We start from the raw sequence: 26591 nt of genomic DNA on the forward strand, positions 1-26591 counted from the left end.
CTACGAGGACGACCCTCCGCCTTGCGATCGCACGCACCAGACGCCGCGAGCCCCGCCCTCCGGGCGGACGACGGGACTTTGCGGACACCACCTAGCGGTCCCGCCGCGTGACCTCCATCAGCCGGGTGCCGTCCGGGAGGGCGAGGACGCCGAGGGCTTCGTCGCCGGCGTACAGCGCGCCCCGTTCCATGGCCTCGTGCCAGCGGCGCCGGTGCACCGGATTGCGGGCGGAGTGGGCCTTGGCCGGGCGCCCCGACTTCCGGACCGGTGCGCCGTCGGCCTCCTCGTTCCGCGCGTCGCGGGCGACGAGGTGCAGCTCGACGGGCACCCCACTCGAGTCCGTGACGTCGAACCTCCGGCGCGCCGCGGGGATCGGGCGCCAGGCGTCGGTGCGCAGGACGCCGCGGATGCGGCGCAGGCAGCTGAGCGAGCTGAGGCGGGCGTAGAGGATGAAGAGGTAGGAGAGGAACAGCAGGGCGCCGAGGCCGCCGACGAGGTTGTGCTCGGCCTTGGGGGAGAGGTCGAGGTCGCCGAGCAGGCTGACCCCGACGAACAGCGCCATCCACAGAGCGGTCCACAGCGTCAGGCTCCACCGCACCCGGCGCCGGGTCCTCGTCCAGGCGGCACGGGTCTCCGGCCGGTCGAAAGCGGCCTCGCCCGGGGCGAGTTGCTGCGCCCTGGCCCTGCGGTCCGCCGCCCGCCGGGCCCTCTCCCGAGCGGCCTGAATCCGGGCGTCGTCCACCGGTCCTCCTCATCCCAGCCTTTACCCATACATTAAACTGCCGCCGATCGGCACCGCGAAATAATGCCTGTTCTGTCCCGCATGTGCATGTATTTGCTTCATTTGCCGTTACGGAGGGGCATTTTCACGGGGGGTCATTCCGCTACCGATGCGGATCAGTTGGGCGGGTTCGTCGCATCGGTGCCCGGCGCATGCGGAGATGAGCCCGCGGGGAATTTCGCGAAGACGCGCGCGAAGGCCCGTGCCAAGGTTCTCGCGCGGCGGCGGCAATTGAGGGTGCGGCCGCGGTAAGTGTGGCCGGTGTCTGCGAAAGAGGGAGGGGTATTCGGCTGTGAACGACCCATTCAATGCTGCGGCGGCCGAGCCCGAGCCGCTTTTCTGGTACGCGTTTCCGGACGGATATCGACGGATGGACCTCGACTCCTCGCCCGAGGGGCTCGAAGCGGTCGCGCGGCAGATACGGGAACTGCCCGGAGAATGGGGCGACCGCGCCGATCAGGTGGCGCGGCTCTGCGCCGTCGTCCAGGTGAAGTTGCGCAAGCACGAGGTGCTGGGCGCCGCGTTCGGGGTGCGCCCGGAGGGCGACGGTGCGGGCGCACTGTCCGTCATCACGGTCTCCAGGCTCCCGATGCCCGGGGTGAACCCCGAGGTCGTGCTCACCAAGATGCTCGCCGATCCCACCGGGAACGGCCCGGACGAGGGCCTGCGGTCGGTGGAACTGCCCATCGGCACCGGCTTCCTGGCCGAGTCGGAGCGCCGAACGGTGCCGCCGGACCGGGACGCCGACGGTGCGGACGAGCCCGTGGCGGACACCCTCTGGCAGGGGCTGGTGGCCGTGCCGGACAGCGTCTCGTCGTCGGTGATCACCGTGCAGTTGGTGACCGGGGCGGTGGACCTCGCCGACGACTCCCGCGAGGTGCTGCTCGGCACCGCCCGCACGCTGTCGCTGACCGATCCGCAGGCGGCCGACGAGGAGGACGATCCCGCGGCGGGGCACGACGCCACGGAGACGGTGCGGAACGTTTTCGGCTGACCGTGGGACCGAGGGACCGCGCGACCGCGCGACCGCGGTGACGGATTTCCCGGCGGATAGCATCAGAAGCAGGTCACCGACCCGACCAAAGGCGCCGATCATGGATTCAGTCGCCGCGGCACCGCCACCGCGCACCGGCATCAGCCTGCGCCAGCTGCTGATGTCGCTGGGCGAGCCCTTGGTGGAGCTGCAGGCCGCGCCCGCCGGGCTGGACGTGGAGATCCGCAGCGTCGCGCTGCTCGACCCCGAGGATCCGCCGGCCGCCCGTCCCGGTGCGCTGGTCCTGGCCATCGGTGCCCGGGGCCGCGCCGCGTTCCCCGCGCTGCGGGCCGGCGGGCGGGACGGTGCCGCCGCCGTCGCCGTGAAGCTCGCCGCTCCCGGACAGGCCGCCGCCCTCAGCGAGACCGCCGTCGAGGCGGGCGTGGCGCTGCTCTCCGTACGGGGCGAGGCGCGCTGGGAGCAGGTGGACGCGCTGGCCCGCGCGGCGCTCGAGGACGTGCCGCCGGGGCGCAACGGGGAGGGGCGTGAGGAGGGGGACCTCTTCGCCCTGGCGCAGACCACCGCCGTCCTCACCGGGGGCATCGTCAGCATCGAGGACACCGCCAACCGCGTCCTGGCCTACTCCCGCTCCACCGACTCCGACGAGGTCGACGATCTGCGGCGGCTGTCCATCCTGGGCTGGCAGGGCCCGGAGCCGTATCTGGCGCAGCTGCGGAAGTGGGGCGTCTTCCAGCGGTTGCGCGCCTCCGACGAGGTGATCCGTATCGACAGCGACCCCGACCTGGGCATCCGCCGCCGGCTCGCGGTGGCCATCCGGTCCGGGGAGCGGCAGCTGGGCACCATCTGGGTGCAGGAGGGCTCGGCGGCGCTGTCCGAGCACGCGGACCAGGCGCTGCTGGGCGCCGCCCGGGTCGCCGCGCTCCATCTCGTACGCCGTCGCCGGGAGCTCTCCGCCGACCTGATGCTGACCCGGACGCTGGCGGCCGGCCTCCTGGAAGGCAGTACGGGTCCGCAGCCGCTGGCGAACCATCTGGGGCTGGACGCGGCCCGCCCGGCGGCCGTTCTCGGCTTCGCGTACGGGGCCGCCGAGGCCATCGCGTCCGCCTCCGAGCTGACCCGGGCCGAGGTCAGCAATCTGATCTCGGTGCACACCGCCGCCCGGCACCGCAGCGCCCTGGTCACCCAGGTCGAGGGGCGCATCTACGTCCTGCTGCCGCAGCTGGCGCGCAGCATCGACCTCGGGACGCTGCGCGGCTGGGGCCAGGAGATCAGCGAGGCCGCGCGCCGCCATCTGGGGCTGACGCTGCGCGGTTCGGTCGGCTGCATCGTGCCGGGCCTGGGGGACGTTCCCGAGTCGCGCCGGGAGGCGGACCGGATCCTGGACGCCATGATGCGGGTCGGCGTCGCCACCACCGTCGCCGCGCTGCCGGACATCCAGGCGGAGGTGCTGGTCAGTGAACTGCTGGCGCTGCTGACGGCGCACCCCGACCTGCGCGACCCCCGGCTGACCGCCCTGGTGACGCACGACAGCCGCGGCCAGGGCCGGCTGGCCGAGTCCGTCCTGGCGTATCTGAACGCCTTCGGGGACGTCCGGGCGGCCGCCGCCGGGCTGCATGTGCACCCCAATACGCTGCGCTACCGGATCCGTCGGGCCGAGGAGCTGACCGGGCTGGATCTGAGCCGCCCGGATCAGCGGCTGCTGGCGATGCTGCAGCTGCGGTTGCCGCCCGCGGGCTGAGCCGGACCGGCCGCCCTTACCCATACAACTCTCCTAAAATGGGTAATAAGTCCCACGGGGTGGAAGTCTCCTCGGGCGGCCGTCCCGATTGCCGGACGGATGCCTCCTCGGGGGCTCGTGGGCTGACGGGTGGGTGACGGGCTGGCGATGATGACCTCAGGGAACGCCCCGCCGGGTGGGGCCGGCCAGGCAGTCGACATAGCGAGGGCCGCTACGGCCGAACTGGACGCGCGGGGGCGGGTGGTGGCCTGGACCCGGGCGGCGGAGCGACTGCTCGGCTACCCGGCCGCGGAGATCTTGGACCACCCGGCGGCGGAGCTGCTGGCGGTGCCCGGGGACACGGCGCGGGTGGCCGCCGTCGCCCGGTGGTGCAGGGCCGGCGACGGCTGGGGCGGCTCGGTCGCGGCGCGCCACCGGGACGGCCGGGAGCTCCAGCTGGCGGTGCAGGTCACGCCCGTCGTCGACGGAGCCGCCGAGGGGGCGGACCGCGAGCGGTGGTCGGTGCTCGCCCTGGAGGAGTGGCGGCTGCCCGGCAGCGGGGTCAACCAGCTGATGCTGGAGCCGTTTCTGGCGCATGCGCCCGTCGGGCTGGCCGTACTCGACACCGACCTGCGCTTCGTCTGGGTCAACGACGTACTGGAGCGGCTGATCCCCCTGGAGCGGCGGCTGGGGCGCACCGTGTACGAGGTCCTGCCGGAGCCGGAGGCCGAGGCGTTCCAGGAGCGGATGCGGGGGGTCCTGCGGACCGGCTCCCCGGTGATGGACTACGAGTTCCGCAGCCCCACCTACGCCGACCCCGCCCAGGAGCGCGCCTACTCCGCCTCCTTCTTCGTCCTGGCGGACCCCCAGGGCCACCGCGTCGGCATCTGGTACATGGTCATCGACGTCACCGAACGCTGGCGCGCCCAGGAACGCCTGGCCCTGCTCAACGACGCCAGCGTCCGCATCGGCAGCACGCTCGACATCACCCGGACCGCGCAGGAACTCGCCGAGGTCGCCGTGCCGGCGCTCGCCGACTTCGCCGCGGTGGACCTGCTCGACTCCGTCATCCGGGGCGAGGAGCCGGTCCCCGGGCCGGTCGGCGGCACGCCCACCCTGCGCCGCTCCGGGCAGCAGTCCGTCCACGAAGGCTGCCCGGAGGCGGCGCTCGCCGTCGGGGAGGCCGTCCAGCGCGCCCCCTCATCCCTGATAGCCCGCTGTCTGCTCACGGGCGAGTCCCTGGTCGAGGCGGCCCTGGACTTCGACAGGAGCGGCTGGGTCACCGAGATCCCGGAGCGGGCCGCCATCATCCGGGCGTTCGGCTACCGCTCGGTGACGGTGGCGCCCATCCGGGCCCGCGGCATCACGCTCGGCGCGGCCACCTTCGTCCGCTCGCGGCGCCTGGGCCCGTTCGTGGCCGACGACGTACGGCTCGCCGAGGAGCTCGTCGCCCGCGCCGCGGTCTGCGTCGACAACGCGCGCCGCTACACCCGCGAGCGCATCGCGGCCCGGGTCATGCAGCGCAATCTGCTGCCCCACGAGCTGACCGGCGGCTCCGCCCTGGAAGTGGCGTCCTGGTACTTCCCGGCGGACGCCCCCAGCGGGGTGGGCGGCGACTGGTTCGATGTCATCCCGCTCTCCGGGGCCCGGGTCGCCCTGGTCGTCGGCGACGTCGTCGGGCACGGCATTCACGCCGCGGCCACCATGGGCCGGCTGCGCACCGCCGTCCGTACCCTCGCCAACCTGGATCTGCCGCCCGACGAACTCCTGGCCCGGCTGGACGACCTGGTCATCGGCCTGGTGGAGACGCGCAGCGCGGACGCGGCGGTGGAGGCGGAGAACGCGAGCGTGGCCGCCACCTTCACCGGCGCCACCTGCCTGTACGCCGTGTACGACCCGGTCAGCAGGAAGTGCACCATGGCCCGCGCCGGCCACCTCCCGCCCGCGGTCGTCGGCCCCGACGGCGCCGTCGACTTCCCGGAGCTGCCCGCCGGACCGCCGCTCGGCCTGGGGGCGATGCCCTTCGAATCCGTGGAGCTGGAGCTGGCCGAGGGCAGCCTGATCACGCTCTTCACCAACGGCCTCATCGAGGCCTGCGACCAGGACATCGGCGTCGGACTCTCCCGGCTGGGCAACGCCCTCGCGGCGCCCGGCCGGACGCTCAAGGAGACCGGCGGGAGAGTCGTCGAGGCCCTGCTGGCCGGCCCGCCGTCCGACGACGCGGCCCTCCTCCTCGCCCGTACGCGCGCGCTGGGCGCCCACCAGGTCGCCTCCTGGGACCTGGCCGCCGACCCGGCCGTGGTCGCCGGCGCCCGTACGCTCGCCGACCGGCAGCTGACGGAATGGGGCATGGACGACCTCGTGTTCACCACGGAACTGATCGTCAGCGAACTGGTCACCAACGCCATCCGCCACGCCACCGGCCCGCTCACCCTGCGCCTGATCCGGCAGGACGTCCTGATCTGCGAGGTCTTCGACGCCTCCAGCACCTCGCCGCGGCTGCGCCATGCCCGGACCACGGACGAGGGCGGGCGCGGGCTGTTCATCGTGGCGCAGCTCACGCGGCGGTGGGGGACGCGGTACACGCCCGACGGAAAGACCATCTGGACCGAGCAGATGGTGGACGGGCAGGCGGGAGGTTCCCCCGGCGGCGCCATGCCGTGACCCCGGATCCCGGCCGTATTCACCCGGCATTCGGCTTCTCGCCCCGCCGTTGTCGCACGCCGCTGCTGTGCTGTGGACCGGGGCGCCGGCCCGTACCGTCCGGGACCGGCATTGGCCGGTCGCACAGCCATTGGGGACGAATTTGTCGGGCTCCACAAATACGCCGCCGGGTATTGCCGCATACGCTTGCGCAAATCCCATCCGGACGTGATGCGGCTCACCTCTCACGAGGAGTACGGGCCACAGCGTGGTCGCGCGGTAGGCGCTCCCCCACCCACGCAGGCATCGAAAGACCGCGGCCCTTGTTGCCGCGGCCGTTATGCGTCAGGGCCACGATCGCCACCTGCCAACCCCGGCCCTTTCGCGCGTCCAGATATCCGAGCAGCCACCGAGAACACTGTCGAGCAGCCAGCTACCGAGGCGATCCCAGCAGTCACCCCGTGCATGACCCCTCAACTCTCCATGGATGTCACGATGACTACACCTCCCCCCGGCCCCGTGGCCGCGCCGCCCGCACCCCCCGGTAACGAGGCGGCTCCCGGGCAGTCCGGCCTCCAGTCGGGCCTCAAGAACCGCCATCTGTCCATGATCGCCGTGGGCGGGGTCATCGGCGCCGGGCTCTTCGTGGGCTCCGCCTCCGGGATCAAGGCGGCCGGCCCCGGCATCCTGCTCTCGTACGCCCTGGTCGGCGCGCTCGTCGTCTTCGTGATGCGGATGCTCGGCGAGATGGCCGCGGCCAACCCGACGTCCGGCTCCTTCTCCGCCTACGCGGACCGGGCGCTCGGCCGCTGGGCGGGCTTCTCCATCGGCTGGCTGTACTGGTTCTTCTGGGTCGTCGTCCTCGCCGTGGAGGCCACGGCCGGCGCCGCCATCCTCACCAGCTGGGTCCCGGCCGTCCCGCAGTGGGCCTGGGCCCTGATCGTGATGATCGTCCTCACCGCCACCAACCTCGCCTCGGTCGCCTCGTTCGGTGAGTTCGAGTTCTGGTTCGCGGGCATCAAGGTCGTCGCCATCGCGGCCTTCATCGTCCTCGGCGGCCTGGCGATCTTCGGTGTGCTGCCCGGCTCCGACAACGCGGCCACCGGCTTCAGCAACCTCACCGCACACGGCGGCTTCCTCCCGAACGGGCCCAGCGCGATTCTCACCGGCGTGCTGATGGTCGTCTTCTCCTTCATGGGCAGCGAGATCGTCACCCTCGCCGCCGGCGAGTCCGAGGACCCGGAGCGCGCGGTCACCAAGGCCACCAAGAGCGTGATCTGGCGGGTCGGCATCTTCTACCTCGGCTCGATCCTGGTCGTCGTCTCCCTCCTGCCGTGGAACGACCCCTCGATCGCCAAGAAGGGCTCCTACGTCGCGGCCCTCGACTCGATCGGCATCCCGCACGCCGGCCAGATCATGAACGTCATCGTGCTGACCGCGGTGCTCTCCTGCCTCAACTCCGGGCTCTACACCGCCTCCCGGATGGCCTTCTCCCTGGGCCAGCGCGGCGATGCGCCGAAGGCCTTCGCCCGGACGAACTCCCGCGGCGTCCCGCAGGCCGCGATCGTCGCCTCCGTCCTCTTCGGCTTCATCGCGGTCGGCTTCAACTACCTGTGGCCCGACACCGTCTTCCAGTTCCTGCTGAACTCCTCGGGCGCGGTCGCGCTGTTCGTCTGGCTGGTCATCTGCTTCTCGCAGCTGCGGATGCGCGGGATCATCCTGCGCGAGAACCCGGACAAACTGGTCGTCCGGATGTGGCTGTTCCCGTACCTGACCTGGGCGACCATCGCGATGATCTCGTTCGTGCTGGTCTACATGCTCACCGACGACAGTGACGGCGGCGGTCGGATCCAGGTGCTGCTGTCGGTGCTCCTGGCCGTGATCGTCGTCGGCATCTCGCTCGTCCGCGACCGGCTCGGCCGCACCGCCGAGAAGGAAGCCGTCGGCTCCAGGTAACCGCGGGTTACTGTACGGGCGGCGGCGCGCATGGCACGCTGCCGCCCTACGGCGTTCGCATTCACCAGCGTCGTTCCGCCCTCCGTCGTCACCTCCGCACTTTCACGTACCGCCCCATCTCCGGAAGGCCGCCGAAGCCAGCCATGCCCGCCTTCATACGCCGCCGCCGCAAGGGCAACGCTCCCCGTCTGGCCCCCGAGCTGGACGACCTCGTGCTGGGCAAGGTCCGGCGGCGCGTCGAGACCTGCTGGGACCGCGGTTCGCTGGACACCGCCGTCATGGCCCTGCTCCAGCAGGTGATCGACGACACCGGCCAGGACTGGGACCGCAAGGCCCACCGCCTGGAGGTGCTGGCCGGATCCGCCGGGCGGGCACTGCCCGGCATCTGGCGCGAGCACAAGCCCCGCAACCAGGCGGCGTTGCTGCTCCATGCCTGGTCGGACCTGTTCCAGGCCCGGCAGCAGGGCTCCGTCGGCGATCTGAGCGGCGTACGCGAGACCTGCCGGCTCGCCGCCGAGCTGGTCCCCGCCGACCCCATCCCGTGGACGCTCCACCTGGCCACGCTCCGCCTGGAGCGGCGCCCCACCCGGGAACTGTCGCCGATCTGGCGCGAGATCAAGATCCGCGACCCGTGGAACCGGGAAGCCCACCTCCAGGCCCTGGGCTATCTGTCGCCGGAGGAGTGCGGCTCCAGCGTCCTGGTCCTGGACCTGCTCGACGGCATGCGCGCCGAAATGCCGCCGGACGCTCCCGCCGCCGCGCTGGAGCTCACCGCCATCGTCCGCAACCACCAGCGCGCCGTCGCCGTCGGCGGTCTGATGGCCCTCGGCGCCGCGGAGATCTGGCGCCGCCCCGACGCCGCCAAGGCCCTCGACCAGGCGGCCCAGGACTGGCCCGGCCAGGGGTTCCTCACGCACGCGGCCGCGGTGGCCGATCTCAACCTGCTGGCCTACGCGTTGCTCAAATCCACCCGCCTCGCCGACGCCGCGACCGCCTTGCGCGCCACGGGTGGCGTGGCCACCCCCTGGCCGTGGAGCGCGGACGGCGACCCGCTGGAGAGGTTCGCCCATTACTACGGGCGGCACTGCGGCCCGGACGCGACGCGCTGACCACGCGGCCCGCTCGCGGTGGCGGCCCGCAGGGGCCGTTCGCCGCGCGGGTGGCCAACTGCCCTTGTTGCGGCGGCTTCATGACGTGCCGTTGAAGCCCTGTCCCTCTTGTCCTGCCCCGGACTCGTATCGACTCGTCCCGTTCATCCAACTCCCCATTGCGGTAGGGGAGTTGAGTGGGCGTCATGGCGATGTGCGCTCGGCTTCCGTCCTTGCGGCGGGCGCGGCGTCCGCCCATGATCAGGGGGCGGCGCCCGGAGCGTAGGCCGTCGGTTCGGGCAAGATCCGGCGGATGCCGGGGTGGGCGCGGAAGGGCCACGGCGGATGTTCGGCCGTGGGGGCGTCGACCGCCAACAGGCGCCCGGCAGACCCTTGTTGAGGCGCGGCGGCCAGGAGTCGCCGGCCTTCGCCATCCGTCATCGACGCGTCCCCCGATGCGCGGCGGCGCACCCCCGCGACCGCTGCGGTTCCCGGCTGCCGGTGCGTTCCGTACGGGCCGGAATCACGCGGTGAGCCCGTCGCGGCACCGTCCGTCACCGTAAGGTCGCCCCCTGCGCCCGGTTGGGCACTATGCGTCATATTTCCGTTTTGCGTGAAATTTCACGCATAGGTCCTTGTTGCCCGTAACGAGGCGTCGTAGCCTCGAAAGTGTCGCAGTCAGACAAGACGCGACGTGACCGAACGGAATACAGGAGGCGATTATGAGCTTCCGGAAGGTCTTCCCCCGCAGGCGCCGGCACGGCGGAGACGGTTGGGACGGCTGGGGCGGCTATGGACGTGGCTATGGAGGCTACGGACGAGGCCGGTTCGGACGTCGGGGCCGTCGGTTCCGCAGGCGTCGGTTCTTCGGGTACCGCTGAGTCAGATTCCTGATCAGCTGTCCTGACGAGATGTCCTGAGAACGAGGCAGGCTCGCGCACCGCGCGGGTTTGCCTCGTCACATGAGTCCCGGTATCGCGTTCCGGGACACCGGTCCGAACATCCCCGGACGACGGGTCGACGTAGCAACCATGCACTTCCATCGCTCACGTCAGCGCCCAGCGCGCTCCTCCCCTCCCTCCTTCCGAAAAGGCGAGGACGGAGAGCCCCCTGGGCGGGAAGCCGACCCGGCGGATGCCGCGGCAGCGCCGCTGTCCGCCGCGAACGCAAACGGGGGCGGAGCGCCGGAAGACCCGGCCGCAGGGCCCCAGGGCTCCAGCTCGGGGCGCCAACGGGAAGCGTTCGGGCCCACACCATCGACGGGCGGCGCCGCGCAGGGCTCGCTTTCGCAGCGGCAGGACCCGCAGGGGCTGGCGACGGACCGCCAGCTTCCCTATCCCCAGCAGTTCCGTGCCAAGGTGGCGTTCCAGCGTTTCTGGCCCCTGACCAAGGGTGACCGGCGCTGGCTTCTTGGTGTCGGCCTGTGTGCCGTCGTGGCCGCCCTCGCCGAGACCGTGGCCATTCTGCTCTTCGCCCAACTCACCGATGACGCCCTGCAGAAGGGCTCCGTCAGCGCCTTCTGGGACCCGGCCGCCAAATGGCTCGCGGTGGCCGTGATCGGCGCGATCGTGGGATATCTGGGCAACTCGCTCGGCGCCTGGACCGCCGAACGCTTCGTGGTGCGGCTGCGTGCCCGCGTCTTCGCCCACCTCCAGAAAATGCCGCCGCACTTCTTCCAGCGCAACCGGCGCGGCGACCTGGTGGAGCGGCTGACGGGCGACGTGGACGCCATCGAACAGCTGGTGGTCTCCGGACTGGTCCAGGCCGCAACGGCTGTGTTCAGCATCCTGTTCTACGCCTGCGCCGCCCTGCTGCTGCGCTGGGACATGGCGCTCCTCACCTTCGTGGCGGGGCCCTTGTTCTGGATCGTCACCCGCCGGTTCACCGACCGTCTGCGCGAGGTCGCGCGCCGTGAACGCCGGGCGGACGGCGCCATCACCTCGGTGGTCGAGGAGACGCTGGTGAACGTCGTCCTGACCCAGGCGTACAACCGGCAGCACGACGAGGAGGAACGGCTCCGCCGCGAGTCGGGTACGTGGTTCCGCGCATCGGTGACCAGCGCCCGCCTCAACGAGTTCTACGCGCAGCTGCTGGAGGTCCTCGAAACGCTCTGCGTCCTGGCGATCATCGGCCTGGGCGCATGGGAGATCTCCGCGGGCCGGATGACCCTGGGGCAGCTGCTGGCCTTCGCCGCCTTCATCGGATACCTCTACCCGCCGATCCGTAACCTCGGCCAGCTCGGTCTGACGATCACCGCCGCCACCGCCGGCGCCGACCGTCTGCTGGAGATCCTCGACGCCCGCCCCGCCGTGACCGATCCGCCCGCCTCGAAGATCGTCCGGGCCCCGGAGCGCGCCGTGGGCGAGGTGGAGGCGCGCGGGGTCACCTTCCGCTACCCCGGTACCCGGACCGACGTTCTCCAGGACTTCTCGTTCTCGGCCGTCCCCGGGGAACTGCTGGTCATCACCGGTCCCAGCGGCGCGGGCAAGTCGACCCTGGCCAATCTGCTGCTGCGGTTCTACGACCCGGACGCCGGCACCGTCCTGCTGGACGGCATCCCCGTGAACCGGCTGCCGCTCGCCCAGCTCCGCCGGAACATCACGCTGCTGCCGCAGGAGACGCTCGTCCTGCACGACACGGTGGAGGAGAACATCGCCTCCGGACGGCTCAACGCCACCCATCACGACGTGGTGGACGCCGCCCGGGCGGCCGACGCCCACGGCTTCATCTCCGCCCTCCCGGACGGCTACGGGACGGTCATCGCCCCCGGCACCGCCCGGCTCTCCGGCGGCCAGCTCCAGCGCGTCGCCATCGCCCGCGCCATGCTGCGCAACGCCCCCGTACTCCTCCTCGACGAGCCCACCACCGGGCTGGACCACCTGGCCGCCCAGCGCATCCTCGGGCCGCTGCACCGCCTGGCCGAAGGCCGCACCACCATCGTGATCACCCACGACCTGGCCCTCGCCGCCGGTGCCGACCGCGTCCTCGTTCTGGACGAGGGCCGGCTGGTCCAGTCGGGCACCCACGCCGAACTCCTGCACCAGAGCGGCCTGTACGCCACCCTCATCGAGGCCCATCCGGCCTCCCGGAACGGCACGGTGCACCGCCGAGTGGACCCCGCCGCGCCCTCCGGCGGTCCCCTGCGGTAGGCCCGTCGGCTCCTCCCCTCCCCCGAAAGAGCCAGGCCACCCTCCCGATGGCGAGGGACCCCGGTTCCCCCAGGACAGCGATGTGCGGGCACCCGGCCGACTGTGACCATGTGCCCGTGCCGCTCGCCGGACGAAGCGTCCCGCATCGTCAACTCCCCGGGCGGCGCCGCCCATCCGCGTCGCACCGAGGAGGGGGATCGTGAGGCCGAAGCCGGCACCGCACCCAGAAAGCCGCATCACATCGGGCACCAGAATCGGTGCCGCGCTGTGGATCCTGGCCGCCGTACAGTTCCTTGCCGTTCAACTGGCCGTCGGAGCCGTTTGGCGCACGCCCTACAGCTGGGTCCGCCACAACATCAGCGATCTGGGCAACGTCCACTGCCGGATCTGGGACGACTCCCGCCCGCGGTATGTGTGCTCGCCGCTGCACGACCTGATGAACGCGTCCTTCGTCGTCCACGGCGTACTGCTGCTGGCCGGCGCCCTGCTGACCGGCGCCTGCTGGGGCCGCGGCGGCGCCTCGGTGACCGCCCGGATCCTGTTCGTGATCAATGCGGCGGCATGGGTTCTCGTGGGCCTCACCCCCGCCGATGTCGACGAGAACCTCCATGTGCTGGGCGCAATGATCATCATGGGCATGGGGAACATCGGGCTCCTCGTCACCGGTTTTCTCCGTCGCGGCTCCCGGTTCGGCCGGCTGCGCCCGGTCACGTTCGCCCTCGCCGTCCTCGCGCTGACCGCCGCGGCGATGTTCTTCGGGCAGTACGACCCCGGAATCGGGATGGGCACACTGGAACGGATCGCCGCCTTCGGCACCGATGCCTGGGTGCTGGCCGCGGCGTTCACCGTGCTCCGTGGCACCGCGCGCCCGGCCGGCGACGCAGCGGATGCCCCTGACCGCGCCCTTCCGGAGCCGCAGCGCACCGGGGTTCACCCGTGGTGACCGGATGCGGCGTCCCGGTCACCGGCCCGGTACTTCTCGCACCCGGGCCCTGAGCCCCGCCAAGAACCCCGCGCGCTCGTCCGGTGACAGTCCGCGTCCCGGGCGCGCAGCGGGGGCTCGGTGCGCCGGGCGACGAACGCCTCGTAGCGAGGGGCGGAACTCCTCGGCCGACGACCGGTCCGCCGACGTCTACCCGGCCCACCCCGAGGCGTACCCGGTCCCGCTGATCCACGGCGTCACCGTGCCGGCCGCCGTGCGCCCGGCGCTCCCGCATCTGCCGCCCGCGGCGCCTCCGCAGACGGTGGCCCAACTGCGGTAGGTGCAGGCGGCGTTCCCGACGGCCTGCCTGCGGCAGTACGCGCTGCGGGCCGGTACGCCGTAGCGCGAGGCCGGGCGGCCCGGCCGCCCGTCACCAGAAGGCCACCACGATCGCGAGGAGTACGGCGATCACGCCGATGAGGGCCCCCACCACGCAGCCCGGCCGGTCCGCGAGGTCGGGGAGCCGGGCCGTGAAGGAGCGCGAGGGCGGCGCATCGACGGGCGACTCCGGCGGGGCGGCGGCCGCCGGGGCCGCATGGGGCACCTGGGGAGAGGCGGACGGCGCGGGACCCCGGCTGACCACGTCGCGCAGGAGCTGCTGCCACAGTTCGGGCGGCAGGTCGGGGGCCTCGCCGTTCGCGGGCGCGATGATCGCCTGCCACAGCCAGTTGCCCGTGCCGGGGTGGCGGTCCCGGCTCATGCGGTGCAGCAGCTCCCGCACATCGGTCAGATGGCGTGCGTCCCGGGCCAGCGGGGCGACGGCCCAGGTGAAGAGGTCGGCCGCCCGCCTGGCCATGGCCGGCCTCGAAAAGGGTTCCACGCCCTGGCCGTTCGGCGCGAAGTACAGGCCGTTGCGGAGCACCTCCGCGCACAGCTCGTGCTTCATCGCCGTTTCGCGCACCCGGACGCGGTGGTCCTCTCCCAGCTCGTCCAGCAGCAGTTCCACGGATTCCGGCGGCAGCCGGCCGGAACGCAGCGCGTCCAGGAGCAGACCGTCGGGCTGCGCGCGCAGCCGCTCCGCCAGCCGGCCGCGCTGTAGGGAGTTCCGGCGCTGATGAACCCGCAGGTCCTCGTGGAGCGCATGCGCCTCGTAGGAGTCCGCCGGATGGCCGGCGGACGGCGCCGCCGACCGGGGGGCGGGCGTCTGGAGGGGGTCCGAAGGTGGCGTGGGGAGAGAAGAGGGGGCGGGCGTGGGCGTGGGTGGGGGAGGGGCGGCCGTGGGCGGGACGACCGGGGCCGGCGGCGGGACGACGGGGGCCGGGGCCGGTTCCCGGGAAGGCTCGCGGGCCGGTTCCCGAGCCGGTTCCCGAGCAGGTTCGGGGGCGGGTTCCCGGATCGGTTTCCGGGGCGGGGGCCGGTCGAACTCCGGGGTGGTCTCCCGGACGGCTTCCCGGGCAGGTTCGGGGGCGGGTTCCCGGATCGGTTTCCGGGGCGGGGGCCGGTCGAACTCCGGGGTGGTCTCCCGGACGGCTTCCCGGGCAGGTTCGGGGGCGGGTTCCCGGACCGGCTTCCGGGCCGGGGGCCGGTCGCATTCCGGGGCCGGTTCGCGGGCGGGTTCCCGTGCGGGGGCCGGGGCCGGGGCCGGATCCTGGTCGGGTTCCCGGGCGGGTTCCCGCTCCGGGGCCGGGGGGCGGGGCGGAGGGGTGGCGGTGCGGTCGGCGGTCCAGCGGTCGGTGGTCAGGATCTCCTTCAGCAGGGGGCGCCGCCGTGGCCACTCCAGCGCCGCACCACCCCGGAGCCCGTCGATCAGCTGCGGCACACCGGGCCGGTCGTCAGGGTGCGCCAGGACGTGGTCCACCAGCCGGGCCGCCGCCCAGTGCTCGAACTGGGCCTCGGCCGGCCGCCGGCCGGAGATCCGGGCCAGCGGACCGGAAGCGCCCGCGTCCGGCTCCCAGCGCGGGACGCACGTCAGACGCAGCGGATGGGTATCGACCGTGTCGTACGTGGCGAACGTCCAATCGGGGCCCAGCCAGGAGCCGAAGAGCAGAAAAAGCCCGAGATACACCAGCGGCGCCGCGTCCCGGTCCAGCCGGCCGGCCGGGTCCTCGTCGGCCGTGAGCAGCGACACCCGCTGCGCCGGATCGCGCAGCCACTCCGCGGTGACCAGGATCAGCGCGTCCCGGACCGACGGCAGCAGCTCCCGCATGTCCGGCAGCCGGTCGCGCGCCACCGCGTCGAGCTCCGCGCACGCCACCTTGCGCTGGTGTCCGACGGCCTTCTCCGCGGACTCCCGGCTGCCCCAGCCGCCGTGCGAAAGCCCCAGGCACTGACGGGTCTTGAGGGTGTGCTGCTCGCCGATCAGCACATGGCTGACCGTGCTGGGCCGGCCGCCCCGGTCGGTGGTGGGCCAGCGCTGGACGAGCATGACGTCACCGTCGCTGGACAGGGTGCGGACGACGCTCTGCCGGGGGGCCGCCGTACCGGACACCCACAGCAACGGGCCCAGTTCCCGGCCCAGTTCCTCGGCGCGCTCGGCCGAGCAGGAGTGGGCCACGGCCTTCATGCCGGTGCCCTGGCGGCCCTGGTTGCCGTCCCACCGGAAGACCACCTGGTGCACCGAGTCCTGGAAGTCGCTCACATCGCTTCCTCTCCCACAGATCTCCTGGCTTGCCTCGGCGGCACCGCTTCCTTCGCGGGCGCCGTCCCCACGGCGAACGCCTCGGCGCCGCCCGGCACGTCGATCAGCCCGTGCATCGCCAGCAGCGACAGCAGCGGTTCCAGCACCCGCCGGGGCCGCGCCCCCGCCGGATAGCGGCCCTGGTCCTCCTGGCCGCCGGTGGCCGACGCGATGTGCAGGGTGCACCGGCGGATCGCGTCGAAGGGGCGCAGCCACGCCTGGCCGGAGTGCCGGCGCAGCAGCCCGTAGACGTCCCGGCTCTCCGCGCGCACCAGCGCGGGGTCGAGGGAGGTGGGCGATGGCTGGTCCAGCCACCGGTCGACGGGTGGCTGGAACCGCAGGAGGTCGGCCTTGGCGAGAACCATCGCGGCCGCCACGTCCAGATACGGGCCGTTCTTGGGCAGCCGGTCCAGGACGGTGCCGAAGGCGAGATCGCCGTCGCGGTTCACCGCGAGTCCCCAGCGTTCCCTGGCGTGGTCCAGCTGCGGCAGCGGGAGCGCCAGCGCCGGGTCGACGACGAAGAGCATGGCGTCGACGCCGAGCAGGAAGCGCAGCGCCGCATCGGTCCGTACGAGGTCCTCGCCGCCGAGGTCGAAGAAGGCGACCGGGCGTACCTGGCCCTTGGCGTCGGTGATCAGGAGGGATTCCACGAAGCGGGCGAAGCCGTCCAGGCCGAGGGCGCCGGTGTGGTCGAGGACCTTGCCGTTGCGCAGCGGCTGCACCCTTTCCCGTACGAACCGCGCGTGCTGCTCGGGGTTGACGGACTGCCACTTGAGGCCGAACGGCTCCAGGCCGCCGTCGGTGATCTCCGCGATCATCTGGGTCAGCAGGTGGCTCTTGCCGGTGGAGGACTGGCCGACCATCACGACGGTCAGCGGCCGGCCGTGGGTGAGGTAGGGCACCGGGATGAAGTGCTCGGGGAACTCCGGGTCCGCCGTGCACTTCTGGACGGCGCTGCGCATGATGTCCTCGCGCCGCAGCGGGTTACGGATGCCCGAGACGTCCAGCGGCTGGTACTGCATCTTGCTGTCGGTGACGAACAGCGCGGTGAGGTCGAGCTGGATGGTCTCCAGGCAGTACGGGCAGAGCACCTCACCGTTGCTCCGGCCCGCCGCCGGAGACGGCTCGGGGGGTGCCTGCCGCTTGAGGTGCAGCGCCTGCGCGAACGCCTCGCGGTGGGTGTGCGTGGCGTCGGCGGGCACGGTGAGCGCGCTGCGCCGGGCGGCACCCGGGGCCAGGAGGTCGAGCAGCCGGGCGGGCGTCGGGCGGTCGGCCGCCAGCGGGGCGAAGGCGCCCCGCAGCGTCTCGGCGAGCACCCGGTGCTCGGCGAGATCGGCGGGCGCCCGCTCGGCGGGACCGGGCCGGCCGGTCACCAGCTGGTAGAGCACCTGGGCCGCGCTCCACACCATGTCCCGGGAGTCGACGAGCCCCTCGGCCCGGCGCTGTTCGGGCGGGCAGAAGGGCGCTCGGCCCCACCGGGTCCGCGGCTGCCCGGCGCGGGCCACCCCCTCCAGCCCCCAGAGCTGGACCGAGGTGCCGTCCCAGAGCACGGTGGCGGGCGAGATGCCGCGCAGCACCAGGCCCTGGCCGTCCAGCAGGCACAGGGCGAGCATCAGATCGCGGGCGAACACCCGTTGATCGAATGCGCCCATCACATGGGTGCGCGCCGCGGCGGTGCCGCGCGGCGCGGCGTACAGCAGGTACGGCTCGGCCGCGTCCAGCTCGTAGCCGATGATCTGCGGGAAGAGCGGCGCGTACGCCGTGTCGTCGAGGACCCGGTGCAGATGCAGGGCGGTGCGCGTCTCCGTGTCCAGGAGTGCGCGCGCCGCCGGGTTCGCCGCGTCGGCGGCGGCCAGGCGCACCTGGACGCACTGCTGTCCCTCGTCGTCGAGCAGGCCGTTGCGGATCCGCTGGGGCAGGAGTGGATCGCGGCGGGATTCGGGGCCGAAACGGGCCGGGGTGGTGCGGCGCCGCCCCGAGGGAGTGGTGAAGGTGAGTGTGGTCACCAGTGGTCGCCGTCCTGTCGTTCGTCGGTGTCCGCCCGGTCGGAGTCGGGGCTGTGGCGGGGCCGGACGGTGTCCACCACGCCCATCCGCAGCGGGGTGAGCCGGATCAGGCCGGCGTACCGACCCGACGACGTCCACAGCGCTTCCTCCGACTGGACCGAACCGCCCGTCCGCCAGGCCGTCTCGACCTCGCCGCGCACGGCCTCCGGGGCGAATCGGATCCACACCACGGTCGCCGGGTCGCGGCTGAGCAGTGCGCCCTGCTCGGGTGAGGACAGCTGCACCACGGCCTGCCGTTCGGTCTCCGCGCCGACGAGTTCGGCCAGCCGGTGCGGGTCGGTGCCGAGCAGGTTCGCCGAGGTGGTGCGGGTGCGGTGCGGGGCGGCGAACGGGGGCGGGGCGAGCACCCCGTTGCGCTGGAGGTGACGGCGGGCCGTCGACAGCAGAGCGCGGACCCGTTCCTCGGTGCGCCGGACGGCGAGGGCGCCGGCCTGGCCCCGTTCGATGGCACCCCAGTAGGGCGCCATCGCGTCCATGGCGGCGTCCGTCAGATCGCCCGCCAGGGTGGCGACCAGCTTCGGCCCGCCCTCGCCGCTCTCGCGCTCCAGCCAGCGCGGAACCCCGGCCGTGCGGTCGTCCCGCGGCTCGGCGGTCGGGTTGGAACTTTTCTCCTCGGCGAACTCGTCCTCCCCGGAGTACGCGCTCGCCCAGTCGCTGTCGCCGTCGTCGGACGCGAGGAAGTCCGTCTCCAGGGCCGAGGAGCTGGAGAGCCAGATGTCCGTGGCGGGTGGCTCGGTGCCGGGCGCCTCGGTGACCGTGAGCCGTTCCGCCACGGGTTCGGGCACCGCCTCCGCGTCCGCGGCGGCCGCCGTCGCCCGCAGCATGCCGGCGACGGACCGGGCCGCGTCGGCGCAGTACAGCCGCTCCTCGGCGGCCCAGTGTTCTCGGACGGCCTCGGCCAGCAGGCCGTCGAGTCCTTCCAGGGCCCGGCGCAGCACGGTGGTCCCGTGCCGCGCGGCCCAGAAGTCGGCCGCGGCCCGCCAGAGTCGGCGCGCGGTCTCCACCGCGAGGCCGAGGCCCGCCGCCAGGGCAAGGGTGCTCAGCCAGGGCGGGGGCTCGGTCGCGTACGCCAGCAGCACCCCGGCCGCGGCGCCGGCGAGTGCCGCGACCCGGGGGCCCGTGGCCCAGCCGTCCGGGCGCCCCGCACCCCGCAGCCGGGACGCGCCGAGCGCCGCCACGGCGAAAAGGATCAGCGGGACGACGATCGCCAGCGCCATGAACGGCCCCTGCCACAGCCCGGCGAGCAGCCCCGCCGTGGCCGCCGCCGCCGTCGCACCGGCCGGGAAGCCCGGCGCCGGGCCGGCCTCCGCCCCGGACCGCCGGGCCACCGCCTCGGCGGAGTGCTCGGCGAGCCTGGGCCGCAGCGCCGAGCCCGGCACCGGCTCCACCCGCCCGGCCAGCGCGGTGAAACGGTGGGCCACCGCGCGCAGCGCCAGCCCCTGTCCCAGCAGCTTCCCGGCGAACTCCCGCAGGCCTTCGCCGATCCGCTCGCCCACACCCTCGGCCGAGGGCACCCGCAGCCCCAGGGCCGCGAGCCGGGCCGCTTCCTCGGCGGCGGACGGTGCCGAGCCGGAACCGCCGCTGTGCAGGGCCGTGCCGACGAGGTCGCGGTAGTCGTCGAGCGCATGGCCCGCCTGGTCGAGGTCCGCCTCGAACGCCACCCTGCGGGAGGAGCTCAGCAGCCCGGGGAGGGTCCGCAGCCCGGCCAGCGCGTCCTCGGCGTCCTCGAGGACGTCCGCGCACGCCCGGTACGCGACGTCCGCCGTTCCGCCCGCCTCCCGGTGCCGCTGGTCGCGGCCGCCCCGGCCCGCCACCAGTCCCCGCAGCGGCTCCGGCAGATCGGCGCCGGTCCAGGCGGTCACCGGCACATCCGGGGCGTGTTCGGTGTCCTCGCCCGCGAACCGGGTGAGCGCGTCGCGCCAGGCCCGGTCGCGCACCTCCGGCGGCAAATCCTGCTCCAGCAGCCGCACCCCGGGCGCGGCGACGGCCTCGGGCAGCGACCCGAGGTCGTCGAGCACCCTGAGGTAGATGTCCGGGACCGACAGCAGGTCCACCAGGACCGCCAGCGCTTCCGGGTCGTCGGGCGCGGGCTGCTCCAGCGCCGTGCGGGCGGAGCGCAGATCGCCCGCCCACAGCAGGGCGGTGCGGGCGGCCCGCAGCACCGCGGGCCGCAGCAGTCGCCGGTCCGGCTGGAACGCCTCGTGCTCACCGGCGTACGAACCGGGCGCGCTGCCCACCAGCAGGACCAGGGTCCGGACCTCGCCCACCGCCCGGTAGGAGGTGAGCAGTTCGTACTGCCGCTGATGGTCGGTCAGCCCGGCCGGGGTGTCGACCACCAGGAACAGCGGGTTGTCGGGTTCCGGCAGTCCGGCCCGGCCCAGCTGCCGGGCGACCTTGGCTCGCAGGGCCGGGGCGTTGTCGAGGGCCGCCGCCCCGGCGCGCAGGTCCAGATGGATGACGGTGTCGATCTCTTCGGGCGTGGTCACTCCGCATCACCGTCCCAGGGGTTGCGGCGGGAGCGGTCGCCGTCGTCGTCGCCGTACCGGCGGGAGTCCCCGGGTTCGTCCCACGGCGCCGAGGGCCGGTCGGCGCTGTCGGAGTGCCCGTTGAGGCGGTCCCTGGAGGAGCGTCGGGTGTCGTCGCCGTACGCCTCGTCGTCACCGTCGTCGTAGCGGCCGGAGGTACGCGGCTTCCGTTCGCCGCTGTCGCCGTCCCGGCGGTCCCTGCCCTCCCTGCTGTCGCCCCAGCCTTCCGTCTCGCCTCCGCCACGGCGGTCACCGCGGCCCTCGCCGTACCCGCCGTGCCCGCGGTACCCGTCGTCGTAGTCGTCCACGGGCTCGCGCCGCGCGGACTCGTCGGTGTCGCGGTTCCGGTACGCGTCGAGGGCGGCGCCCAGTTCGGTGCCCCATTTTTCTTCATCGGCCGCGGGGCGCCGGGGCTCCGACAGCTCCTTGCGGACGCGTGGCGCCGGAGTTCCGCCGCGTACGTGCTCCAGCAGCGTGCGCAGGGTCGGCTGGACGGCGCGCTCGCCACCGAACTCCATGTCCAGCGCGGCCGGCAGCGTCTCCGCCCAGAACTCCCACAGCGGCCGCACCCATCCCTCGACCCGCGCGCCGCCGCGCTCCCGGCGGTCGGCGAGCAGCTCCAGCTGACGCGGGGCGATCTTCTCGACCAGCTCGACGAAGAGCGGATGGGGTTCGCTGCCGTTCTCGTTGAGCCCCAGCGGCCGGGTGTCCATCAGCCCGCGGCAGTAGACCTCGACGGTCCGCTCGTCGTCGAGGACGTTCCAGCGTTCGTACGAGCGCAGCAGCTCGGCCCAGCTCGACACGCCGCCGGGGAAGTCCCCGAGCCGCAGCCGGACGCCGGGCACATGGCTGCCCTTCTCGGGGAACAGCCGCAGCCGTACCCGGCCCGGCGACGCGGAGTCCCCTTCCACCACGTCCACTTGGCCGTTCCACATGCAGCACAGCAGCCGGTGCAGGATGGTGCGCCGGTCCTCCTCGGTGCTCACCAGCCAGCTGTCCTGGTACCCGGTCCGCTGCCGCCACCGCAGCACGTCCTGGGGCTGCTCGGACTCCTTGGCCCTGGCCCACTGGCGCAGCACCTTGCAGGCCTCGGGCACCTGGGTGAGGCTCATCTGGCTGCGGAACAGGACGACGGTGATCGAGTCGCTGTCCACCCCGCGGTACTCCACGGAGTTCTTGGCGTCGGTGGGCAGCCGCAGCGCCTTGCCGAGGTACTCCTTCACCTCGTCCACCGCCTGGACGCGCGGATAGGTGACCAGGGCCCGCAGGGGTCCGGTGCCCTCCGGGGTGAAGCCCACCGGCAGCAGCCCGGTGAGTTTGCGGGTGAAGAGATCGAGGGCGTCCTTGCTGACCTGGTCGGTGGCCTCCGCGTCGCCTGCCGCCGCGGCCAGCAGGGTGCTCATGGTGGGCAGCAGGGGCCGCTCCTCGAGCTGCGCGCCGTGCTCGGCGAACAGCCGGGTGATGCGGCCCTCAAGCTGCGCCTTGACGCTCGTCACCGCGGCGTCCGGGTTGCGTCGGCTCTTCGCGTGCACCTGGCGCCAGAGGTCGCCGTTGACCATCTTGAGGAGGAGCGTCGCCTCGTCGTCGTGCTCGCGCAGCCCCTCCCGGCGGATCAGCCGGTCGACCAGGTCCTCGTAGAACTGGTTGATCGACCGCTGGGGCGGCAGCAGATAGGAGACGCCCGTGCGGTCCTCGAAGAGGTCGAGCGCCTTCTGCTCCGAGTCCTTGCGCTCCCGGTCGGAGTGCTTGAGGAAGGCGTTCACCAGGCGCCCGAGATCGGTTCCGGCGGCGTTGGCATGGGACTGCCAGCGCTGCTGCTGTTCCCGCCAGGCCTCGTGCCATACGCACCGGCTGCGCCACTGGTACCAGTCGTTCTGCTCCTGCAGGGCGGCCTGTACGTCGATGTCGCCCCAGCGAGCGGGGGACATGCCCGCCATCCGGCCCTTGATCCGCGGGATCTTGGGCGGCTGTTCGGTCACCCCCTGCGGGCGCGGGGGAGTGGCGGCCCGGCTGCCGAGCAGGCCCAGGAAGCCGAGCCGCGCGATCGGTTCGTCGCTGCTCGGAACGCCCCTGACGACCCGTTCGGCGAGGAAGGGGTCCACGTTCTGCAGCAGCTTGTCGATGGCGGGGTGCGGGGCGAACCGGTCGGCCATCGAGGCGGTCTGCCGGGCGGCGACGGACTGGAGATCGGACAGCGAGCGCTGCATGTCGGCGATCCGCTCGCCCAGCGCCATCTCGATGGCCCTGCTGCCGCGGGGCAGCGGCTCGGGATCGGAGACGGTCAACTGCCGCCGTTCCCACAGCTCTTCGAGGTTCGCGTCGGTGAACAGCTGCCGGATCAACGGCACCGTGGAATCCCGCAGGAGATTACGGGGCCGCTCCACGAGTTCGGTGACCGCCTCCCGCAGCAGCCGGCCGGCCACCAGGTCCGCCAGCTGGTCCATCGGGGCCGTCATGGAGGCCACCAGACTGGTGGAGACACCCTGCCGGCCGATGCCGGTGGGGGACGCGGAGCCGCGCTGCACCCCACCGTTGATGAAGCTGGAGGCGAAGGTCTGGGAGTCGTCGTCGGCGGTGGTGGTCCTGCCCCGGGAGCGGCCGTCCCCCAGCTCCGTGCCGATCAGCGACATCACCAGGGACACCATGGACCGGCGCAGGTCGTCCCGGCGGATGCCCGCGGTCGGGCTGAACAGGAACGCCGTGGGCAGAACGCCGGGGCGCAGCCGGATCGGCGTCATACCGGGGTAGCGGATGCCGGCCCCGGGGGCGTCGCCGACGTCCTGGTCCTCCGACGGTGCGTTCTGGTCGTCGACCAGCCGGAACAGGTCGACCAGCGCGCGGGCTGCGTTGAGTTCGGCCTCCCGCCCGCCGCCCGCGGTCGTGGGGAACGAGGACGGCATGACGACCAGCGGGTAGATCTTCACGCCGTCGAAGCGGCGCATCTGGAAGGCGTGGTTGATCAGGTGCAGATAGTCCAGGAAGATTCCGGCCCCGGTGCCGCCGGCCACGGAGAACGAGACGAACACATCGCAGCCGTTGACCTTGCCGCCACCGAGCTCGCTCAGCTCACCGCCCGCCTTGGCGATCGCGTCGATCGCCTGGAGCAGCGGCTCCAGGACCGGGGCGAGACTGTTCCGGAGCGTGGCGAACAGGGCGGCGCGCCCGACGGTGGGCAGTTGGCCGGCGCCGTTGTGGAGCGGGGTGACCTTCGGCTCGTCGACGCGCGGCGGCAGCCAGCCGGCGACCTCGTCGCGCAGGCTCGCCCGGAGCATCTTGGTCACTTCCGGTGAAGCGTCGAAGTTCGGCAGCAGGTTGTGGGTGGCCCGGGAGGTACGGGCGTACGCGGCCCGCAGCGACGGGTCCACATTGAACTGCGGCAGCCGCCGGAGGTCGTTCTCGCTGTAGTCCGCGTACACGAACTGGAGGCAGTCGGGCAGCTGGTAGGGGGCGTGGCCGCCGAGGTGGCTGAGCGCGGTGCCGTCCGGACCGCACAGTTCGGCCCGCAGCTTGCGCTCCAGTTCGGCGCCGACCAGGCCGCCGGTGCCGCCGAGGCCGACGAAGAGCATCGGCTGGAAGATTTTCATGGGGTTCCTCCCGTTGCGGCCGTACCGGCGGCCGGTTCGTCCTCGATACGGCTGTGGATTCCTCGCGGCGCGGCGGCCGCGATGCGTGTGCGGGGGCGGGCCGGTGACGCGCCCGGCCCGCCCGCGCGTCACTCGTACGACTCGTAGGCGCTCGCGCTGCCGCCCTCACGGGCCGTGGGCGCGGTGGGGGGCGGGGTGGTCCGGGACCGGAACCAGGAAGGCCGCGGACGGCGGTTCCTCGGGGACCGGGTCTCCTCGCCCAGGGTCAGGCTCAGGGTCTCGGTCAACGGCACGCTGCCGCTAGTGGGCAGCCGGGTCCGGCCGCCGCCGCGCTTGCGCAGGACCGCGCCGCCCTCGGGGCTGCGCTGGACGGCGTACGGGCCGTGGTTGTGGCGCTCGATGCGCGGGCTGCGGTGGGGTTCGACGACGGCGAATGCGTACCACTGCTTGTGCCCGTGTCCGGCCGTGTGGTCGCCGAGGATGTCGCCCTCCTCGGAGACGAGTTGGAGCACCAGGCCGTTCGGGTCCCGGCGGCCGCGGCGCTCCCGCAGCCAGGCGAGGACCGCCGCGGTGACCAGCGCGATCAGTGCGGCGGCGGAGACGAACGCCCACCAGTACCTGTCCCAGATCCCGGGCTCCGGTGTCACCCGTACCGAGAGCGGGGAGCGCACCAGCGTCCGGTCGTGGTCGGTGGTGTCGACGACCGTGGCGGTGCCGCCCAGCCGCAGTTCGCCGTCGTCGAGGCGGCTGCCGAAGACGCCTTCGGGGCCGACCTCGAGGGTCACGTTCCGGGTCCCGGACTCGCCGGGCTTCAGCTTGATCTCGGCCGGGCTGACGGAGAGCAGTCCGGGCCGCAGGTCGGCGACGGACAGCCGCAGGGTGTGCGGGGTGTCGCTGGTGTTGTGGACGGCCAGGGTGCCGGTGACCGTGTCGCCGGGGTGGGCGTCGGCGGCGGGCAGGGTGAGCGCGGTGGTGACGGGCGGCGCGTCGGGCGCGACCTCGCCGCCCTCGCAGCGGGTGTCGGCGTGCAGCCCCGAGGCCGTCAGCGTGCCGCACACCTTCAGCGTCCCCTCGGCGCTCTTGGGGATCGTCACGGAACCGGTGAACGAGCCGTCGCTCGCCTTGGGATCGGACCCCTTTCCGTCGTCGGTGAGGTGCAGCGGCACCGGCGCGAACCCGTCCCCGGTCAGCTGGGGGCTGACCCGCAGCCCCGCGTAGTCGCGCGGGTCCTCGATCTCGTAGCCCTCGCGGGTCTGCAGCCGCATGGTCACCGTGGTCTTCTGTCCGGCCTGCGGCGACGGCGGATCCATGGTGATGGCGCCGCGCAGTTCGCCCTGCCACAGCACGCTGACGCCGACGGGCAGCGAACGGTGCCCTTCGGGGGCTTCGGCCTTCACCTTCCAGACGCCGGGCACCGGGTCGGTGATCTTCAGCGCCTCGACGGCGTGACCGGCGCCCGCCAGCTCGAACCGCGATTTCCGGTAGGTCCCCGAGGTGGGGACCTTGTGGCCGCTCGGGTCGACGTAGGTGACCGTCACCGCGGGGTCGCTCTTGTCGACCACGATGCTGCCCACCGTCGCCAGCGGCGAGATGCCGATCTCCAGGGTGGCGGGCGGCCGCTTGCTGGTGCCCTGCTGGTAGCGCAGGCAGTGGGCGGCGGCGAAGACCTTCTCCAGCATCGGGCCGACGTCCTTCGCCCCGGAGACCTTGCCGGCCTTCGGGCGGGCGGAGGGCAGTTCGACGCAGCCCTTCTGGTACCCGCCGGCCGCCATCCGGTCGAGCTGCGCCTTGTCCGGGGCGGGCCCGAAGCCCAGCGGCCAGATCTGGACGCCCTTGGCGGCGGCGGCCTTGAGCTCCTGCGCCAACTGCCGTTCGCCCTCGGCCTTGCGGTGCGCGGTGTCGCCGTACTTGGGGCTGCCGGTGACGTCCATCTCCCCGTCGGTGAGCAGGAACAGCACGCGGGGCACCGACGGGTCGGTGTCGGTGCTGAGCTCGTGCACGCCCTGACGTATCGCGCTCGGGAAGTCGGTGCCGGTGCCCTCGCTCTTCTTCCGGCTGCGCAGCTTGCCCACGCACCCGCCGATCGACTCGCGCCCGGCCGCGTCCAGCGTGGTCCGCGGGCACACCGGGTCCACCGCGCGCTGGTCACCGGACTCGGCGGCGGCGAAACCGAAGACCGTGACATGGGAGGACGAGGAGACGTCACCCAGCGCGATCCGTGCGGCGGCGGCCTTCTCGGCCTTCATGTCCTCGGGCGCGAGGCTGGCGGACTCGTCCACCGCGACCGCGTAGTTGACCGACGCGAAGGCCGGTGCGGACTCCGCCACCGGCACCGGGTCGTGGCCGGCGGGTGCCAGCAGGGACACCAGCACCGCGGCGCCGCTCAGCGCGGAGACCACACCGCGGCGCGCCCAGCCCCTTCTTGTCTGCCGTTCTGCCCTGACTGTTGCCACAGCCGTCCCCTTATTTCGTTTCTGCGTCGTGTGCGT

Annotated in this window: 13 protein-coding genes; 7 read left to right on the plus strand and 6 right to left on the minus strand. The window is 73.0% G+C overall.

The features are described 5' to 3' along the window. Positions 1-91 precede the first annotated feature (91 nt). Positions 92-742, minus strand: coding sequence for a hypothetical protein (locus ACIGWZ_RS32840; protein WP_400070482.1), 651 nt, complete (start codon positions 740-742; stop codon positions 92-94). Between the two features lie 331 nt (positions 743-1073). On the opposite strand from ACIGWZ_RS32840, the gene ACIGWZ_RS32845 reads away from it, so the two are divergent. The 7 genes from ACIGWZ_RS32845 (at position 1074) to ACIGWZ_RS32875 (ending at position 13271) form a co-directional block, all read left to right on the plus strand. Continuing rightward, positions 1074-1775 carry a hypothetical protein gene (locus ACIGWZ_RS32845; RefSeq protein ID WP_400070484.1) on the plus strand — a complete coding sequence of 234 codons (702 nt, stop codon included), beginning with the start codon at positions 1074-1076 and terminating at the stop codon, positions 1773-1775. A 100-nt stretch (positions 1776-1875) separates the two neighbouring features. After that, complete coding sequence (locus ACIGWZ_RS32850) at positions 1876-3513, plus strand: PucR family transcriptional regulator (RefSeq protein WP_400070486.1); 1638 nt, start codon at positions 1876-1878, stop codon at positions 3511-3513. Between the two features lie 147 nt (positions 3514-3660). Further along, positions 3661-6156, plus strand: a complete 2496-nt coding sequence (locus ACIGWZ_RS32855) for a SpoIIE family protein phosphatase (protein WP_400070488.1) — start codon at positions 3661-3663, stop codon at positions 6154-6156. A gap of 474 nt (positions 6157-6630) precedes the next feature. Continuing rightward, the gene (locus tag ACIGWZ_RS32860; RefSeq protein WP_400070490.1) at positions 6631-8091 is read left to right on the plus strand and encodes an amino acid permease; all 1461 of its coding nucleotides are present in this window, start codon (positions 6631-6633) and stop codon (positions 8089-8091) included. Positions 8092-8234: 143 nt separating this feature from the next. After that, complete coding sequence (locus ACIGWZ_RS32865; protein ID WP_400070492.1) at positions 8235-9200, plus strand: hypothetical protein; 966 nt, start codon at positions 8235-8237, stop codon at positions 9198-9200. A gap of 1337 nt (positions 9201-10537) precedes the next feature. Next, entirely contained in the window at positions 10538-12328 is a 1791-nt protein-coding gene (locus tag ACIGWZ_RS32870) for an ABC transporter ATP-binding protein (protein ID WP_400070494.1), read from the plus strand. 199 nt (positions 12329-12527) lie between these two features. Further along, positions 12528-13271: a DUF998 domain-containing protein gene (locus ACIGWZ_RS32875; RefSeq protein ID WP_400070496.1), complete on the plus strand. Its 744-nt coding sequence runs from the start codon at positions 12528-12530 to the stop codon at positions 13269-13271. Positions 13272-13680: 409 nt separating this feature from the next. On the opposite strand, the gene ACIGWZ_RS32880 is transcribed toward ACIGWZ_RS32875, so the two are convergent. From ACIGWZ_RS32880 to ACIGWZ_RS32900, 5 genes are all read right to left on the minus strand, one after another. Next, positions 13681-15888, minus strand: a complete 2208-nt coding sequence (locus ACIGWZ_RS32880; RefSeq protein WP_400070498.1) for a hypothetical protein — start codon at positions 15886-15888, stop codon at positions 13681-13683. Next, complete coding sequence (locus ACIGWZ_RS32885; RefSeq protein WP_400070500.1) at positions 15885-17933, minus strand: hypothetical protein; 2049 nt, start codon at positions 17931-17933, stop codon at positions 15885-15887. The genes ACIGWZ_RS32880 and ACIGWZ_RS32885 overlap by 4 nt, the downstream gene beginning before the upstream one ends. Next, a complete protein-coding gene (locus tag ACIGWZ_RS32890; RefSeq protein WP_400070502.1) occupies positions 17930-20479 on the minus strand; it encodes a hypothetical protein in 2550 nt (849 codons plus the stop codon). Before ACIGWZ_RS32890 ends, ACIGWZ_RS32885 begins: the two co-directional genes overlap by 4 nt. Then, entirely contained in the window at positions 20476-24102 is a 3627-nt protein-coding gene (locus ACIGWZ_RS32895; RefSeq protein ID WP_400070504.1) for a tubulin-like doman-containing protein, read from the minus strand. The genes ACIGWZ_RS32890 and ACIGWZ_RS32895 overlap by 4 nt, the downstream gene beginning before the upstream one ends. 128 nt (positions 24103-24230) lie before the next feature. Continuing rightward, positions 24231-26555: a VWA domain-containing protein gene (locus ACIGWZ_RS32900; RefSeq protein ID WP_400070506.1), complete on the minus strand. Its 2325-nt coding sequence runs from the start codon at positions 26553-26555 to the stop codon at positions 24231-24233. Between the last annotated feature and the right edge of the window lie 36 nt (positions 26556-26591).

It is taken from the genome of Streptomyces sp. NPDC053427 (genome assembly GCF_044544985.1).
GTDB lineage: Bacteria > Actinomycetota > Actinomycetes > Streptomycetales > Streptomycetaceae > Streptomyces.